The organism is Pseudomonas sp. M2(2023) (genome assembly GCF_030263955.1).
Taxonomy (GTDB): Bacteria; Pseudomonadota; Gammaproteobacteria; order Pseudomonadales; family Pseudomonadaceae; genus Aquipseudomonas; species Aquipseudomonas asiatica.
Genome location: NZ_CP127114.1, coordinates 616501 through 631481, shown reverse-complemented (window position 1 = coordinate 631481; position 14981 = coordinate 616501). Strand labels below are relative to the sequence as shown.

The 14981-nt window shown below is 62.6% G+C and carries 14 protein-coding genes; 13 read left to right on the top strand and 1 reads right to left on the bottom strand.

Annotated features, from left to right (window positions below):
- Window positions 1–76: 76 nt before the first annotated feature.
- The 13 genes from exaC (at window position 77) to QN085_RS02865 (ending at window position 13748) form a co-directional block, all read left to right on the top strand.
- Complete coding sequence (gene exaC, locus QN085_RS02925; RefSeq protein ID WP_003257045.1) at window positions 77–1597, top strand: acetaldehyde dehydrogenase ExaC; 1521 nt, start codon at window positions 77–79, stop codon at window positions 1595–1597.
- 225 nt (window positions 1598–1822) lie between these two features.
- Entirely contained in the window at window positions 1823–3271 is a 1449-nt protein-coding gene (gene eat / locus QN085_RS02920; protein WP_013970695.1) for an ethanolamine permease, read from the top strand.
- 46 nt (window positions 3272–3317) lie between these two features.
- Entirely contained in the window at window positions 3318–4712 is a 1395-nt protein-coding gene (locus tag QN085_RS02915) for an ethanolamine ammonia-lyase subunit EutB (RefSeq protein WP_013970694.1), read from the top strand.
- An 8-nt stretch (window positions 4713–4720) separates the two neighbouring features.
- The gene (gene eutC, locus QN085_RS02910; protein WP_015268799.1) at window positions 4721–5539 is read left to right on the top strand and encodes an ethanolamine ammonia-lyase subunit EutC; all 819 of its coding nucleotides are present in this window, start codon (window positions 4721–4723) and stop codon (window positions 5537–5539) included.
- Between the two features lie 108 nt (window positions 5540–5647).
- A complete protein-coding gene (locus tag QN085_RS02905; protein ID WP_003257044.1) occupies window positions 5648–6106 on the top strand; it encodes a GNAT family N-acetyltransferase in 459 nt (152 codons plus the stop codon).
- Window positions 6107–6355: 249 nt separating this feature from the next.
- Complete coding sequence (locus QN085_RS02900) at window positions 6356–7003, top strand: DedA family protein (RefSeq protein WP_015268798.1); 648 nt, start codon at window positions 6356–6358, stop codon at window positions 7001–7003.
- 9 nt (window positions 7004–7012) lie between these two features.
- Window positions 7013–7828 carry a M90 family metallopeptidase gene (locus QN085_RS02895; protein WP_023660929.1) on the top strand — a complete coding sequence of 272 codons (816 nt, stop codon included), beginning with the start codon at window positions 7013–7015 and terminating at the stop codon, window positions 7826–7828.
- A gap of 93 nt (window positions 7829–7921) precedes the next feature.
- Complete coding sequence (gene ppa / locus QN085_RS02890; protein ID WP_003255365.1) at window positions 7922–8449, top strand: inorganic diphosphatase; 528 nt, start codon at window positions 7922–7924, stop codon at window positions 8447–8449.
- A 369-nt stretch (window positions 8450–8818) separates the two neighbouring features.
- The gene (locus QN085_RS02885; RefSeq protein ID WP_023660927.1) at window positions 8819–9520 is read left to right on the top strand and encodes an XRE family transcriptional regulator; all 702 of its coding nucleotides are present in this window, start codon (window positions 8819–8821) and stop codon (window positions 9518–9520) included.
- A gap of 475 nt (window positions 9521–9995) precedes the next feature.
- Window positions 9996–11780, top strand: a complete 1785-nt coding sequence (locus tag QN085_RS02880) for a copper resistance system multicopper oxidase (protein WP_013970689.1) — start codon at window positions 9996–9998, stop codon at window positions 11778–11780.
- Entirely contained in the window at window positions 11777–12124 is a 348-nt protein-coding gene (locus tag QN085_RS02875) for a hypothetical protein (protein WP_031324559.1), read from the top strand. Before QN085_RS02880 ends, QN085_RS02875 begins: the two co-directional genes overlap by 4 nt.
- The gene (locus QN085_RS02870; protein ID WP_023661459.1) at window positions 12114–13061 is read left to right on the top strand and encodes a copper resistance protein B; all 948 of its coding nucleotides are present in this window, start codon (window positions 12114–12116) and stop codon (window positions 13059–13061) included. The genes QN085_RS02875 and QN085_RS02870 overlap by 11 nt, the downstream gene beginning before the upstream one ends.
- Window positions 13062–13070: 9 nt before the next feature.
- Window positions 13071–13748: a c-type cytochrome gene (locus tag QN085_RS02865; RefSeq protein ID WP_023661458.1), complete on the top strand. Its 678-nt coding sequence runs from the start codon at window positions 13071–13073 to the stop codon at window positions 13746–13748.
- 19 nt (window positions 13749–13767) lie between these two features.
- Here the strand turns inward: QN085_RS02865 and QN085_RS02860 are convergent, their stop codons facing one another.
- A complete protein-coding gene (locus QN085_RS02860; RefSeq protein ID WP_031324558.1) occupies window positions 13768–14877 on the bottom strand; it encodes an NAD(P)/FAD-dependent oxidoreductase in 1110 nt (369 codons plus the stop codon).
- Window positions 14878–14981: the final 104 nt, after the last annotated feature.

Here is a 14981-nt window from a genome sequence, read left to right as displayed (position 1 = left end):
GCGCTCGAAACGCTGGCCCAACCTTTGCTCTACGCTTTCCAACTCCCTAACAAACACAATAGCCAGGAGACACACCATGCGTTACGCACATCCCGGTACCGAAGGCGCGAAGGTTTCCTTCAAGAGCCGCTACGGCAACTACATCGGTGGTGAGTTCGTTCCTCCGGTAAAGGGGCAGTACTTCGAAAATACCTCCCCGGTGAATGGCAAGCTGATCGCTGAATTCCCTCGCTCCACTGCCGAAGACATCGACAAAGCCCTGGATGCCGCCCACGCTGCAGCCGACGCCTGGGGCCGCACTTCAGTGCAGGACCGCTCCAACGTTCTGCTGAAGATCGCCGACCGTATCGAGCAGAACCTCGAACTGCTGGCCATTACCGAAACCTGGGACAACGGCAAGCCGATCCGCGAAACCCTCAATGCCGACATTCCGCTGGCGGTCGACCACTTCCGCTACTTCGCTGGCTGCATCCGCGCCCAGGAAGGCGGCGCCGCGGAAATCAACGAAGGTACCGTGGCCTACCACATCCATGAGCCACTGGGCGTGGTCGGGCAGATCATCCCGTGGAACTTCCCGATCCTGATGGCCGCCTGGAAGCTCGCCCCGGCCCTGGCCGCCGGCAACTGCGTGGTGCTCAAGCCGGCCGAACAGACCCCGCTGGGCATCACCGTGCTGCTGGAAGTGATCGGTGACCTGCTGCCAAAAGGCGTGCTCAACGTGGTGCAAGGCTATGGCCGCGAAGCCGGTGAAGCACTGGCCACCAGCAAGCGCATCGCCAAGATCGCCTTCACCGGCTCGACCCCGGTTGGCTCGCACATCATGAAATGCGCCGCCGAGAACATCATCCCGTCCACCGTCGAACTGGGCGGCAAGTCGCCGAACGTGTATTTCGAAGACATCATGCAAGCCGAGCCAAGCTTCATCGAGAAGGCGGCCGAAGGCATGGTGCTGGCGTTCTTCAACCAGGGCGAGGTATGCACCTGCCCGTCACGGGCACTGGTACAGGAGTCGATCTACCCGCAGTTCATGGAAGTGGTGATGAAGAAGGTGCTGCAGATCAAGCGCGGCGACCCGCTGGACACCGACACCATGGTCGGAGCGCAGGCCTCGCAACAGCAGTTCGAGAAGATCCTGTCGTATCTGGACATCGCCCAGAAGGAAGGCGCCGAGTTGCTGACCGGCGGCAAGGTCGAAAAACTGGAAGGCTCGCTGGCCACCGGTTACTACATCCAGCCGACCCTGCTCAAGGGCAACAACAAGATGCGCGTGTTCCAGGAAGAAATTTTCGGCCCGGTGGTCAGCGTCACCACCTTCAAGGACGAAGCCGAAGCCCTGGCGATCGCCAACGACACCGAGTTCGGCCTGGGTGCCGGCGTGTGGACCCGCGACATCAACCGTGCCTACCGCATGGGCCGTGGGATCAAGGCTGGCCGCGTGTGGACCAACTGCTACCACCTGTACCCGGCGCATGCCGCGTTCGGTGGCTACAAGAAGTCGGGGGTCGGGCGTGAGACGCACAAGATGATGCTCGACCACTATCAGCAGACCAAGAACCTGCTGGTGAGCTACGACATCAATCCGTTGGGCTTCTTCTAAACCGCGTCGCCTTCTTCGCGGGTAAACCCGCTCCCACAGGTACTGCGCTTGCTTAAGGCGCTGTACACCCCCTGTAGGAGCGGGTTCACCCGCGAAGAGGCCAGGCCTGCATATACAAAACCCAGAGCGGTAACCGTGCACCAACGCTCTGGCTCGCTTCCTGCAGTACCCATCACCATCGGCCCGGAACCCGTCCGGCCACCAAGAAAAACAACAGGTGAATCTATGCCAAGCGATCATTCCGCCGGCTCGCCGGCAGGCTCTTCCGTCGACTTCGAAAAAGTCGGCTCGGACTATTTCCAGCAACGTGAACTGAAAAAAGGTGCCGCCGGCTGGGTCCTGCTGGTCGGCCTGGGCGTGGCCTACGTCATCTCCGGCGACTATGCCGGCTGGAACTTCGGCCTGGCCCAGGGCGGCTGGGGCGGCATGTTCCTCGCCACCCTGCTGATGGCCACCATGTACCTGTGCATGTGCTTCTCGCTGGCCGAACTGTCGTCGATGATCCCCACCGCAGGCGGCGGCTACGGCTTTGCCCGCAGCGCATTCGGCCCCTGGGGCGGCTTCCTCACCGGCACGGCGATCCTCATCGAGTACGCTATCGCCCCCGCCGCCATCGCGGTGTTCATCGGCGCCTACTGCCAGTCACTGTTCGGCATCGGCGGCTGGATGATCTACCTGGCGTTCTACATCGTGTTCATCGGCATCCACATCTTTGGCGTGGGTGAGGCGTTGAAGCTGATGTTCATCATCACCGCCATCGCAGCCATCGCTCTGGCCGTGTTCCTAGTGAGCATGGTGCCCCATTTTGATGCAGCCAACCTGTTCGACATCGCCAAAACGGACGCTGTGGGCGCCAGCAGCTTCCTGCCGTTCGGCTATGTCGGCGTGTGGGCGGCCATCCCCTATGCCATCTGGTTCTTCCTTGCCGTAGAGGGCGTGCCGCTGGCTGCCGAAGAAACCAAGAACCCCAAGCGTGACCTGCCACGCGGCCTGATCGGCGCCATGCTGGTGTTGCTGGCCTTCGCCCTGCTGATCCTGGTGGTCGGCCCCGGCGGCGCAGGCTCCGAAGCACTGAAAGCGTCCGGCAACCCGCTGGTAGAAGCCTTGTCCAAGGCCTACGGCGGTAGCACCTGGATGGGCGGTTTCGTCAACCTGGTCGGCCTGGCCGGGCTGATCGCCAGCTTCTTCTCGATCATCTACGCCTACTCCCGGCAGATCTTCGCCCTGTCCCGCGCCGGTTATCTGCCGCGCAAGCTGTCGGAAACCAACAAGAGCAAGGCCCCGGTACTGGCCTTGATCATCCCCGGGATCATCGGCTTTGCCCTGTCGCTGACCGGCCAGGGTGACCTGCTGATCCTGGTGGCGGTGTTCGGCGCTACCCTGTCGTACGTGCTGATGATGGCCGCGCACATCACCCTGCGCATCCGTCGACCGAAGATGGAGCGCCCATACCGCACCCCTGGTGGCATCTTCACCTCGGGCCTGGCACTGGTACTGGCGTGCATCGCTGTGGTCGCCGGTTTCCTGGTAGACCCACGGGTGGTGATTGGCGCCGCAGTGATCTATGCGGTATTAATTGCCTACTTTGCTTTCTACAGCCGCCACCACCTGGTCGCGGGTACACCGGAAGAGGAATTCGCCGCGATCCAGAAGGCCGAAGAGGCCCTGCACTGATCGCCGCCACCCGCCGCGGGGCAACCCGCGGCTCTGGAGACTCTGTATGGCAAGTTTCGTACACACGGTCGGCCACCTGGTCTACCGCTTCGACAGCCTCAAGGAAGTGATGGCCAAGGCCAGCCCCGCCCGCTCGGGGGACTACCTGGCGGGCGTGGCGGCCAGCAATGATGGCGAACGGGTCGCCGCGCAGATGGCCCTGGCCAATATCCCGCTGACGCATTTCCTCAACGAAGCGCTGATCCCTTACGAAGATGATGAAGTCACGCGCCTGATCATCGACACTCACGACGCCCAGGCCTTCGCCCCGGTCAGCCACCTGACCGTGGGTGGCCTGCGCGACTGGCTGCTGAGCGAAGAGGCCAACGAGGACAGCCTGCGCAGCCTGGCACCCGGGCTGACGCCGGAAATGGCCGCAGCGGTGTCGAAGATCATGCGCGTGCAGGACCTGGTGCTGGTGGCACAGAAGATCCGCGTGGTCACCCGGTTCCGTGGCACCATGGGCCTGCGCGGGCGCCTGTCGACCCGGCTGCAGCCCAACCACCCGACCGACGAGCCAGCCGGCATCGCCGCCAGCATTCTCGACGGCCTGCTGTACGGCAACGGCGACGCCATGATCGGCATCAACCCGGCCACCGACAGCATCGCCTCGATCTGCGCCCTGCTGGAGATGCTCGACGCCATCATCCAGCGCTACGACATCCCCACCCAGGCCTGCGTGCTGACCCACGTCACCACCTCGATCGAGGCGATCAACCGTGGCGTGCCACTGGACCTGGTGTTCCAATCCATCGCCGGCACCGAGGCGGCCAACGCCGGGTTCGGCATCAACCTGAACGTGCTGCAGGAAGGCTACGAAGCGGGCCTTTCGCTGAAACGCGGCACCCTCGGGCAGAACCTGATGTACTTCGAAACCGGACAGGGCAGCGCGCTGTCGGCCAACGCCCACCACGGCGTCGACCAGCAGACCTGTGAGACCCGCGCCTATGCCGTGGCCCGCCACTTCAAACCGTTCCTGGTCAACACCGTGGTCGGTTTCATCGGCCCCGAATACCTGTACAACGGCAAGCAGATCATCCGCGCCGGCCTCGAAGACCACTTCTGCGGCAAGCTGCTGGGAGTGCCGATGGGTTGCGACATCTGCTACACCAACCACGCCGAAGCCGACCAGGACGACATGGACACCCTGCTGACCCTGCTGGGCGTGGCCGGGATCAACTTCATCATGGGTATCCCAGGCTCCGACGACATCATGCTCAACTACCAGACCACCTCGTTCCACGACGCGCTGTACGCGCGCCAGACCCTGGGCCTTAAGCCTGGGCCGGAATTCGAGGCATGGCTGGCCCGCACCGGCATCTTCACCCAGGCCGATGGCCGGGTGCGCTTCGGTGACAACCTGCCGCCGGCCTTCCGCCAGGCCTTGGCACAGCTTGCATAGGGATGACCATGGACCACCGCACGCCTACCCCCGAAAACCCCTGGCTGGCCCTGCGCAACCTGACCCCGGCGCGCATTGCCCTGGGCCGGACCGGCACCAGCCTGCCGACCGGTGCGCAGCTGGACTTCCAGTTTGCCCACGCCCAGGCCCGCGACGCCGTGCACCTGGCCTTCGACCATGCCGGCCTGGCTACCCAGCTGAGTGACCGCGGGCGCGAAAGCCTGGTGCTGCACAGCGCCGCCAGCGACCGCAACCAGTACCTGCAACGCCCGGACCTGGGCCGACGGCTGAACGAAGATTCGGTTGCCGCGCTGCGCCAGCATGCCCAGGCCAACCCCGGCGGGGTCGACCTGGCCATCGTCGTCGCTGACGGCCTCTCGGCACTGGCCGTGCACCGCCACACCCTGCCGTTCCTGGCGCGCTTCGAGGAACAGGCCGCCGCCGACGGCTGGACCAGCGCCCCGGTGGTGCTGGTGCAGCAGGGCCGCGTGGCAGTGGCCGACGAGGTCGGTGAACTGCTGGGCGCACGGATGACCGTGATGCTGATCGGCGAACGCCCGGGGCTCAGCTCGCCCGACAGCCTTGGCCTGTACTTCACCTATGCGCCAAAGGTCGGCCTGACCGATGCCTACCGCAACTGCATTTCCAACATCCGCCTGGAAGGCCTGAGTTATGGCATGGCGGCGCACCGCTTGCTGTACTTGATGCGCGAAGCCTGCCGGCGCCAGCTTTCCGGGGTGAATCTGAAGGACGAGGCCGAGGTCCATAGCCTGGAGAGCGAAAACAGCACCGGCCAGAAAGGTAACTTCCTGCTCGGCAAAGGATAAAAAACATGTCACGGAAGGCGGATTGCACTTGCGCCAAGCATTGGGCAGCATGCCTTTGAAAGCTGCTGGCAATCCGCTGTTTCCCCTAATGGACTCTGAGGGCCGCACATGCGCATCATCAAGGCAACCCTGGAACACCTCGATCTGCTTACGCCGATGTTCGTCAAATACCGCGAGTTCTATGGGCAGCTACCCTACCCCGACAGTTCGCGCAGCTTCCTGGAAAAGCGCCTGAAGCGGGATGAGTCGGTGATCTACCTGGCGCTACCCGATGATGATGACGGCAAGCTGCTGGGCTTCTGCCAGCTGTACCCGAGCTACTCGTCGCTGTCGCTGAAGCGGGTATGGATTCTCAACGATATCTACGTGGCCGAGGACTCGCGGCGCATGCTGGTGGCCGACCACCTGATGCGCGAGGCGAAGAAAATGGCCAAGGAAACCAACGCCGTGCGCATGCGGGTGTCGACCAGTGCGGACAATGAGGTAGCGCACAAGACTTACGAATCCATCGGGTTTCGTGAGGATAACGAGTTCAAGAGCTATATCCTGCCGATCAGCCAGGATTGACCTGCACCGGCCTTTTCGCGGGTAAACCCGCTCCCACAGGCATAGCGGCACATCTGAAGTCGGTGCTGTACCTGTGGGAGCGGGTTTACCCGCGAAGAGGCCGGTACAGGAGTACCCCTGCCGTAACCCCCCGCTACAAACTCCCCGGGCATGATCCTGACTTAGCCGTATAATGGCCCACCTGTCGTGTGTGAAAATTTACCCATCCGCAGGTAACCGAGCCTACGCCCAAGAACACAGGTGCTGTACATGGATTTCAACCCGCTGGACCTTATCCTGCATCTCGATGCCTACCTCGATCTGCTGGTCACCAACTACGGTCCCTGGATCTACGCCATCCTCTTCACCGTGATCTTCTGTGAAACCGGGCTGGTGGTCATGCCCTTCCTGCCTGGCGATTCGCTGCTGTTCATTGCCGGCGCCGTGGCCGCCGGTGGCGGCATGGACCCGTTGCTGCTGGCCGGCCTGCTGATGGCCGCCGCGATCCTCGGCGACAGCACCAACTATGTGATCGGCCGCACGACGGGCGAGCGGTTGTTCAACAACCCCAACTCGAAGATCTTCCGTCGCGACTACCTGCAGCGTACCCACGACTTCTATGAACGCCACGGCGGCAAGACCGTGACCATGGCGCGCTTCCTGCCCATCCTGCGCACCTTTGCGCCGTTCGTCGCCGGCATCGCCCACATGCACTACCCGCGCTTCCTCGGTTTCAGCGTCGCCGGTTCGCTACTGTGGGTCGGCGGCCTGGTGACACTGGGCTACTTCTTCGGCAACGTGCCATTCATCAAACAGCACCTGTCGCTGATGGTGGTGGGCATCATCATCCTGTCGCTGGTACCGATGATCCTCGGCCTGCTGCGTGGCCGTCTGGGCCGCACGGCCAAAGCGCACTGAAACTTGCCGATGTGGTCGTTCAGCGCCTGGCGGCGCAAGCGCACCCTGGCGCGCTATCCCATCCCCCCCCAGCAATGGCAGGCCGTGCGCGAGCGCCTGCCAATGCTGGACGGCATCACTGACGAAGAGGATCGCTGGCTGCGTGAAGCCTGCATCCTGTTCCTGCTCGACAAGCACCTCACCTGCCTGCCCGGCGTCGAGCCGGATGACGAGCAGCGCCTGTTGCTGGCGGCCCAGGCGCAATTGCCGCTGCTGCACCTGGGCGAGCTGAACTGGTACCAGGGTTTCCACGAAATCATCCTCTACCCAGACGATTTCAAGAGCCCCCAGCGCCACCGCGATGCCAGTGGCGTGGAGCACGTGTGGGACGGTGAGCACAGCGGCGAAGCCTGGCAGCAGGGCCCGATCATCCTCGCCTGGAGCGGCGTGCTGGCCAGTGGTGGCTGGGAGGCCTACAACCTGGTCATCCATGAACTGGCGCACAAGCTCGACATGCTCAATGGTGATGCCAACGGCCTGCCGCCGCTGCACAGCGGCATGCCCGTGGATGAATGGGCAACCGCCATGCAACAGGCCTATGACGACCTCAACCGCCAGCTGGACGCCAACCCCGACGCCGAAACCGCCATCGATCCATATGCCGCAGAGAACCCCGCAGAATTCTTTGCCGTAACCAGCGAGTACTTCTTTAGTGCTCCCGACCTGCTGCAACAGGCTTATCCACAGGTCTACCGCCAGTTGTCGCTGTTCTACCGCCAAGACCCGCTGGCGCGCCTGTGCCGGCTGCAGGCCGAACACCCGGAATACCGCGAAAGCCACGCCTGACGGGGCCGCACATCAGGCCAGGCGTGGCATGCCCATGCAGAATGTGCCTATAATCGCCGCCACTTTTTTGGTCAAACACGGGGGCACTGCCCAATGAGCTACAGCAAGATTCCGGCGGGCAAAGACCTGCCGAACGACATCTACGTCGCCATCGAGATCCCGGCCAACCATGCGCCGATCAAATACGAGATCGACAAGGACAGCGATACCCTGTTCGTCGACCGTTTCATGGCTACCCCGATGTTCTACCCAGCCAACTACGGCTTCATCCCGAACACCCTGGCCGATGACGGTGATCCGCTGGACGTGCTGGTCGTTACCCCTTACCCGGTAGCCCCAGGTTCGGTTATCCGCGCCCGTCCGGTCGGCGTGCTGAACATGACCGACGACGGCGGCGGCGACGCCAAGGTCATCGCTGTTCCTCACGACAAGCTGTCGCAGCTGTATGTCGACGTGAAGGAATACACCGACCTGCCAGCCCTGCTGATCCAGCAGATCGAGCACTTCTTTGCCAACTACAAAGATCTCGAGAAGGGCAAGTGGGTCAAGATCGAAGGCTGGGAAGGCGCTGACGCCGCCCGCGCCGCGATCACCAAATCGGTTGCTGCCTACAAGGGCTGATGCCGGTTGCATGAAGAACCCCGCCTCGGCGGGGTTTTTTTATGCCTGATGGATGGCTGGTCGCCCTGGCACTGGATGACCTGCCTGCGCAGCACTTTTGTGGGAACAACTGTCTTGCTCAAATTCTAGATGCCGGCGCGATCCCTGTGGGAGCGGGCGTGCCCGCGAACACCGGCGCAGCCGGTGCCAGCCACCGCGTTGGCCTCTTCGCGGGCACGCCCGCTCCCACAGGAACCGCGCACTTGCCTGGGAGAGTAAAAAATCCTACGCAGTCCTACTCCAACGCCCTACAAACAGGCGCTTTTCACACAAGCCCCATCAACATCCGGTTCATATCCTTGCTGGCATCCCGCCGCTACACTCGCCGCCATGAACACATCCGGTGACAGACTCAAAGCCCTCCTCCACGAATGTGGCCTGACCTCTTCCGATTTCGCCGCCCAGCGCAGCGTCACGCCCCAGCACGTCAACAACTGGCTCAAGCGCGGCGTGCCCCTGGCCCGGCTGGACGAAATGGCGGACCTGTTCTGCGTGCATCGTCGCTGGTTGCGCACGGGCGAAGGCCCCAAACACCACAACCCGATCCTGCGCACCTGCCCACCGGAGCCGGCGCCCGCCAACCCGCGCACGCCGCTATCGGCGCAAGGCGGCCGTACATTGAAGGTGCCCTTTTACGAGTTGCACAACGGCCTGCTGTCGCCCGTGGCCGGCAAACACCTGTGCCTGCCCGCAAAAGCCCTGAAAGGGTTGGGAGTGCATGCCGACGACGCCATCTGCCTGGCCATGCCCGCCAGCAACATGACCCCGCTGATTCCGCTGCAAGCTACCCTGGCCATCGACCTGGGCATGACCCAGGTGGTCGAGGGCGAAACCTATGCCCTGCTGCACAACGGCGTGCTCAGGGTTAACAACCTCAGCCTCGGCCAGCACGGCACGCTGTACCTGCACAGCCATGATCGGCGCAACTATGCGGTCGAACGCTACACCGCCGCCCAGCGCCAGACACAAGGGCTGAAGGTCCTGGGCTGGGTGTTCCACTGGTCGCATTTCCGCCAGCAACGGCCCGACTGAAACAACCTGTGCCATTTTTTGCTGGGCATCCTGCGCGCGCCCTTGTATGCTACGCCGCACATTCAGCCCCGACCGGCGCAAGCCGCGGTCCAGAGGGCTCGGCGATATCCCACACGGGCATCTGCCATCTCTTTCAGGCCCTTGATGGCCACACAGTTAAGGCGATTGCGGCTTACCATAAATTAGTCGGAAGCGTCCCCGAGAAGCCGGCCACAAGCCGGCTTTTTAATGCCCGAGTAAAAGCCACTCCCACCCTTTGCAGACTGTTGCAGGCTTCCCGGACACTGGCGTTGCAGCCAGACCATAGGGTTCGCCAGTACATCCAGTCAGAAGCTGACAAAAAAGTAATCTGAAGCTCAGCCAGATGACAGCGCAGGTCCGCTAGCGTGAATGATGATTGTGGGCCTCTCGTCCCACGGGCTGGGCATTCAACCGCTGAATGCCAGCGACTTCACGACTGACTGGACGCAACGGCATGCAAAGCAAAACCACCAGACGCTCCTTCGTCAAAGGCCTTGCCGCTACCGGACTGCTTGGCGGGCTTGGCATGTGGCGCGCGCCGGTCTGGGCCGTGACCAGCCCGGGCCAACCGAGTGTGCTGAGCGGCACCGACTTCGATCTCTACATCGGTGAGCTGCCGGTCAACATTACCGGCGCTGCGCGCACAGCGATGGCCATCAACGGCTCCATTCCCGGGCCCATCCTGCGCTGGCGCGAAGGCGATACCGTCACGCTGCGTGTGCGCAACCGCTTGCAGCAGGACACCTCCATCCATTGGCACGGCATCATCCTGCCGGCGAACATGGACGGCGTGCCGGGCCTGAGCTTCCATGGCATCGCCCCCGACGGCATGTATGAGTACAAGTTCAAGGTCCAGCAGAACGGCACCTACTGGTACCACAGCCACTCCGGTTTCCAGGAGCAGGTCGGGGTGTATGGCGCCCTGGTCATCGACGCGAAAGAGCCTGAGCCGTTCACCTATGACCGGGACTACGTGGTCATGCTCAGCGACTGGACGGATGAAGACCCTGCACGGGTGCTGTCCAAGCTCAAGAAGCAGTCCGACTACTACAACTACCACAAGCGCACGGTGGGCGATTTCGTCAACGATGTGAGCGAAATGGGCTGGTCCGCCGCGGTAGCCGACCGCAAGATGTGGGCCGAGATGAAAATGAGCCCCACCGATCTCGCTGACGTGAGCGGCTACACCTACACCTACCTGATGAACGGCCAGGCCCCCGACGGTAACTGGACGGGCGTGTTCAAGCCGGGCGAGAAAATCCGCCTGCGCTTCATCAACGGCTCGGCCATGACGTATTTCGATGTGCGAATTCCCGGCCTGAAGATGACGGTTGTCGCGGCGGATGGGCAGCATGTCAAACCCGTTGCGGTCGACGAGTTCCGCATTGCCGTTGCCGAAACCTACGATGTCATCGTCGAACCCGAAAGCGAGCAGGCTTACACCATTTTCGCCCAATCCATGGACCGTACCGGGTATTCCAGGGGCACCCTGGCGGTTCGCGAGGGCTTGCAGGCCCCTGTTCCCGCTGTCGATCCACGGCCGACCATTTCCATGAGCGATATGGGCATGGACCATGGCGGTATGGGCGGCATGGATCACGGCAGCATGGCCGGCATGGACGACGGTGACATGGCTGGCATGGACCACGGCAGCATGGACCATGGCAGCATGGCCGGCATGGACCATGGCGAAATGGCTGGCACCAGCGCGCCCATGCAGAGCCACCCAGAGTCCGAGACCAACAACCCCCTGGTCGACATGCAAACGATGACCCCGACGCCAAAACTGGGCGATCCGGGCATCGGCCTGCGTGACAACGGCCGCCGTGTGCTGACCTATGCCGACCTGCGCAGCACCTTCCCGGACCCGGACGGCCGCGCGCCTGGTCGCACAATCGAGTTGCACCTAACCGGCCACATGGAAAAGTTCGCGTGGTCCTTCGACGGCATCAAGTTTTCCGATGCCGAGCCACTGCGCCTCAAGTATGGCGAGCGCCTGCGCATCACCCTGGTCAACGACACCATGATGACTCACCCCATCCACCTGCATGGCATGTGGAGCGACCTGGAGGATGAGAACGGCAACTTCATGGTGCGCAAACACACGATCGACATGCCGCCTGGCTCAAAACGAAGCTATCGCGTCACGGCAGATGCCTTGGGGCGTTGGGCCTATCACTGTCACCTGCTGTTCCACATGGAAATGGGCATGTTCCGCGAAGTCCGCGTGGACGAATGAACTGGAGATCCGAGATGAGCAAACCAATGAAACGAAGCGCGTTTTTTCTCTCTGCTGCGATAGCCGGCCTGTTTGCAGTTTATGCCCCGGCATCCTGGTCCGACGGCAACGATCAGCAGTCTGCCGATGCCAAGGAAGCCAGGAGTGCCCAAGGCATGGACCATGGTGCGATGAAGGGCATGGACCATGGCGCCATGAAAGGGATGGATCACAGCTCGATGAAAGGTATGAACCATGACGCCATGAAGGGTATGGACCATGGTTCGATGCAGGGCATGGACCACGGCAAGATGATGGAATCCCATGGCAGTAACAAAGCCAAGGCAGGGAAAGATGCTCAATAGCCTGGCACGACCATCGCTGCTGGCACTGACCGTTACGCTGGGGGCGCTGGGCGCTGCGCCCAGCTTCGCCGCTGAAGAAATGGACCATTCGATGATGGACCACGGCGAGATGGATCATGGCAGCATGCAGGGCATGGACCATGGCGCGATGAATCATGGAGCTATGAATCATGAGGCTATGGACCATTCGACAATGAACCAAGGCTCGGCGGATACACCGACAACAAGCCGTACCCCGATCCCGGTCCTGACCGACGCCGACCGCCAGGCAGCCTTCCCCCCATTGGGTGGGCATCAGATGCACGACAGTGCTATCAACAGCTTCTTCCTGCTGGATCAGCTCGAGTACCAAGATGCGAATGAAGGCAGCACGCTGGCCTGGGATGCTTCTGGCTGGGTAGGCGGCGATATCAACCGGCTGTGGATCCGCTCCGAAGGTGAACGCACCAACGGTGTCACCGAGGATGCCGAATTGCAGCTGCTGTACGGCCGCGCGATCAACCCATGGTGGGATTTGGTTGCCGGGGTGCGCCAGGACTTCAAGCCTGAATCTCCCCAGACCTGGGCGGCGTTCGGTATCCAGGGCATGGCGCTCTACGACTTCGAAGCCGAAGCCACCGCGTTCATTGGCGAGAACGGCCAGACTGCCGCTCGCCTGGAAGGCGACTACGACATTCTGCTGACCAACCGCCTGATCCTGCAGCCGACCGCTGAAGCCAATTTCTATGGCAAGAACGACCCTGGGCGCGGTGTGGGTTCCGGCCTGGCAAATACCGAAGTCGGGCTGCGCCTGCGCTATGAAATTGTCCGCCAGTTCGCCCCCTACATCGGCATCACCTGGAGCCGCTCCTACGGCAAAACCGCCGATTTCGTCCGCGACGACGGTGGTGATGTGGATGAAGCGCGTTTCGTGGCCGGTATCCGCATGTGGTTTTGAGAACCAGACATGAAAAGAACAATAACAACGCTTGTTGCAGCAGGCGCAGTGGCCAGCGTGGCCGTGCTGGGTGCTGCGTACTCCGGCCTGGTCAATGTGGGAGCCGATGATCCCCATTTCCCCGCCGTGCATGCCTTTCTGGCCATGGCACGCGACCGCTCGATCGCAGTACGGGCCAGGGACATCGAGGTGCCAGACCTGAAAGATGAAGCGCTGATTCGTACCGGCGCCGGTAACTACAATGCCATGTGCATCGGTTGCCACCTTGCCCCTGGCGTCGAGAAGACCGAGCTCAGCCAGGCTCTGTATCCATCACCCCCCAACCTGACCATAAGCGGGATCGGTAGCGACCCCGCTGCGGCGTTCTGGATCATCAAGCACGGCATCAAGGCCTCCGGCATGCCGGCCTGGGGCAAGAGCATGGGCGATGAATACATCTGGGGCATCGTCGCCTTCCTGGATCAGCTACCCCAGTTGAACGCCCAGCAGTACAAAACGATGGTCGCGGCCAGTGGCGGCCACCAGCATGGTGGTGGCGAAAGTGAAATGCACAACCATGAAGGCCAGCACCGCGGCAACGTGCCTGGCCACCATGGTGAGCAGGCCTCGGGCGCAAGCCAGCATGATGAGGGGCATTCAAAGGCCCATACTCATCGCGATGGCAAGCAGCACATGCATAAAGACTGAAGGCAGCTCGGCACTGCCTTCAGTTGCCACGCAGGGTACGCAGCACGCGATCCGCCAATGCCAGGCAACTGGTCAAACCCGGTGACTCGATGCCAAACAGGTTCACCAACCCCGGCACACCATGCTCGGCGGGCGTACTGATGACGAAGTCTGCCGCCGGGTCCTGCGGGCCGCTGATCTTCGGGCGGATGCCGCTGTAGGCCGGTTGCAGGCTGGCGTCTGGCAGGTTGGGCCAATAGCGCCGTACTGCAGCGTAGAAGCTGTCGCCGCGTCGGGGGTCTACCGGGTAGTCGATATTTTCCACCCACTCCACATCCGGGCCGAAGCGCGCCTGGCCGCCCAGGTCGAGGGTCATGTGCACGCCCAGGCCGGCGTGCTCCGGTGCGGGGTACACCAGGTGCCGAAATGGCGCGCGACCGCTCAGGCTGAAATAGCTGCCTTTGCATAGATAGGCCTTGGGCACATGGGCCGGATCGAGGCCGGTGATGTGCCCAGCGACTTCAACTGCCGATAACCCGGCGCAGTTGACCAGCCGCTGGCAGGTCAGGCTCATCGGCTCGGCACCGCCCATGTCCAGGCTGAAACCGGCCTCGATCACCCGCGCGGCAAGCAGTGGGGTATGCAGTACCAAGGTGGCGCCTGCGGCCTCGGCGTCACCCAGCAGGGCGAGCATCAAACCGTGGGAGTCGATGATGCCGGTGGACGGCGACCACAGCGCGGCGACACATGACAGCGCCGGCTCCAACTCACGCGCCTGGTCGGCGTCGAGCCATTGCAGGTCATCGACACCATTGCGCCGGCCCTGCTCCAGCAGGCGCTGCAAGCCTTCGACCTGGGCCGCATCGGTGGCGACGATCAGTTTGCCGAGGCGTTGGTATTCAACGCCCCGACTGTCGCAATAGGCATACAGGCGTTGCTTGCCCTCGACACACAACTGCGCCTTCAGGCTGCCGTCGGGGTAATACAGGCCGGCGTGGATCACCTCGGAGTTGCGCGAGCTGACCCCGACGCCAATGCCCTCGCCCGCCTCCACCACCAGCACTTCATGGCCAGCCTGGGCCAAGGCGCGCGCCACCGCCAGGCCGACCACGCCGGCCCCGACCACCACACACTCGATATCAACGCTCACCTGCACCTCGCTTGTCGAAAGGCTTGACTGGCCTGTATCACCTCAGGCGCCACTCTAATCAAGCAGGCCAACAGGTGTATACCGACAGGCGTTGAAACTGCCAC

Bases quoted from the DNA above. Each gene is read 5' to 3' on its own strand.
- QN085_RS02900 (WP_015268798.1), top strand. From the start codon at position 6,356: ATGGATTTCAACCCGCTGGACCTTATCCTGCATCTCGATGCCTACCTC.
- QN085_RS02865 (WP_023661458.1), top strand. From the start codon at position 13,071: ATGAAAAGAACAATAACAACGCTTGTTGCAGCAGGCGCAGTGGCCAGC.
- ppa (WP_003255365.1), top strand. From the start codon at position 7,922: ATGAGCTACAGCAAGATTCCGGCGGGCAAAGACCTGCCGAACGACATC.
- QN085_RS02915 (WP_013970694.1), top strand. From the start codon at position 3,318: ATGGCAAGTTTCGTACACACGGTCGGCCACCTGGTCTACCGCTTCGAC.
- exaC (WP_003257045.1), top strand. From the start codon at position 77: ATGCGTTACGCACATCCCGGTACCGAAGGCGCGAAGGTTTCCTTCAAG.
- eutC (WP_015268799.1), top strand. From the start codon at position 4,721: ATGGACCACCGCACGCCTACCCCCGAAAACCCCTGGCTGGCCCTGCGC.
- QN085_RS02880 (WP_013970689.1), top strand. From the start codon at position 9,996: ATGCAAAGCAAAACCACCAGACGCTCCTTCGTCAAAGGCCTTGCCGCT.
- QN085_RS02875 (WP_031324559.1), top strand. From the start codon at position 11,777: ATGAACTGGAGATCCGAGATGAGCAAACCAATGAAACGAAGCGCGTTT.
- QN085_RS02905 (WP_003257044.1), top strand. From the start codon at position 5,648: ATGCGCATCATCAAGGCAACCCTGGAACACCTCGATCTGCTTACGCCG.
- QN085_RS02885 (WP_023660927.1), top strand. From the start codon at position 8,819: ATGAACACATCCGGTGACAGACTCAAAGCCCTCCTCCACGAATGTGGC.
- QN085_RS02895 (WP_023660929.1), top strand. From the start codon at position 7,013: ATGTGGTCGTTCAGCGCCTGGCGGCGCAAGCGCACCCTGGCGCGCTAT.
- QN085_RS02870 (WP_023661459.1), top strand. From the start codon at position 12,114: ATGCTCAATAGCCTGGCACGACCATCGCTGCTGGCACTGACCGTTACG.
- eat (WP_013970695.1), top strand. From the start codon at position 1,823: ATGCCAAGCGATCATTCCGCCGGCTCGCCGGCAGGCTCTTCCGTCGAC.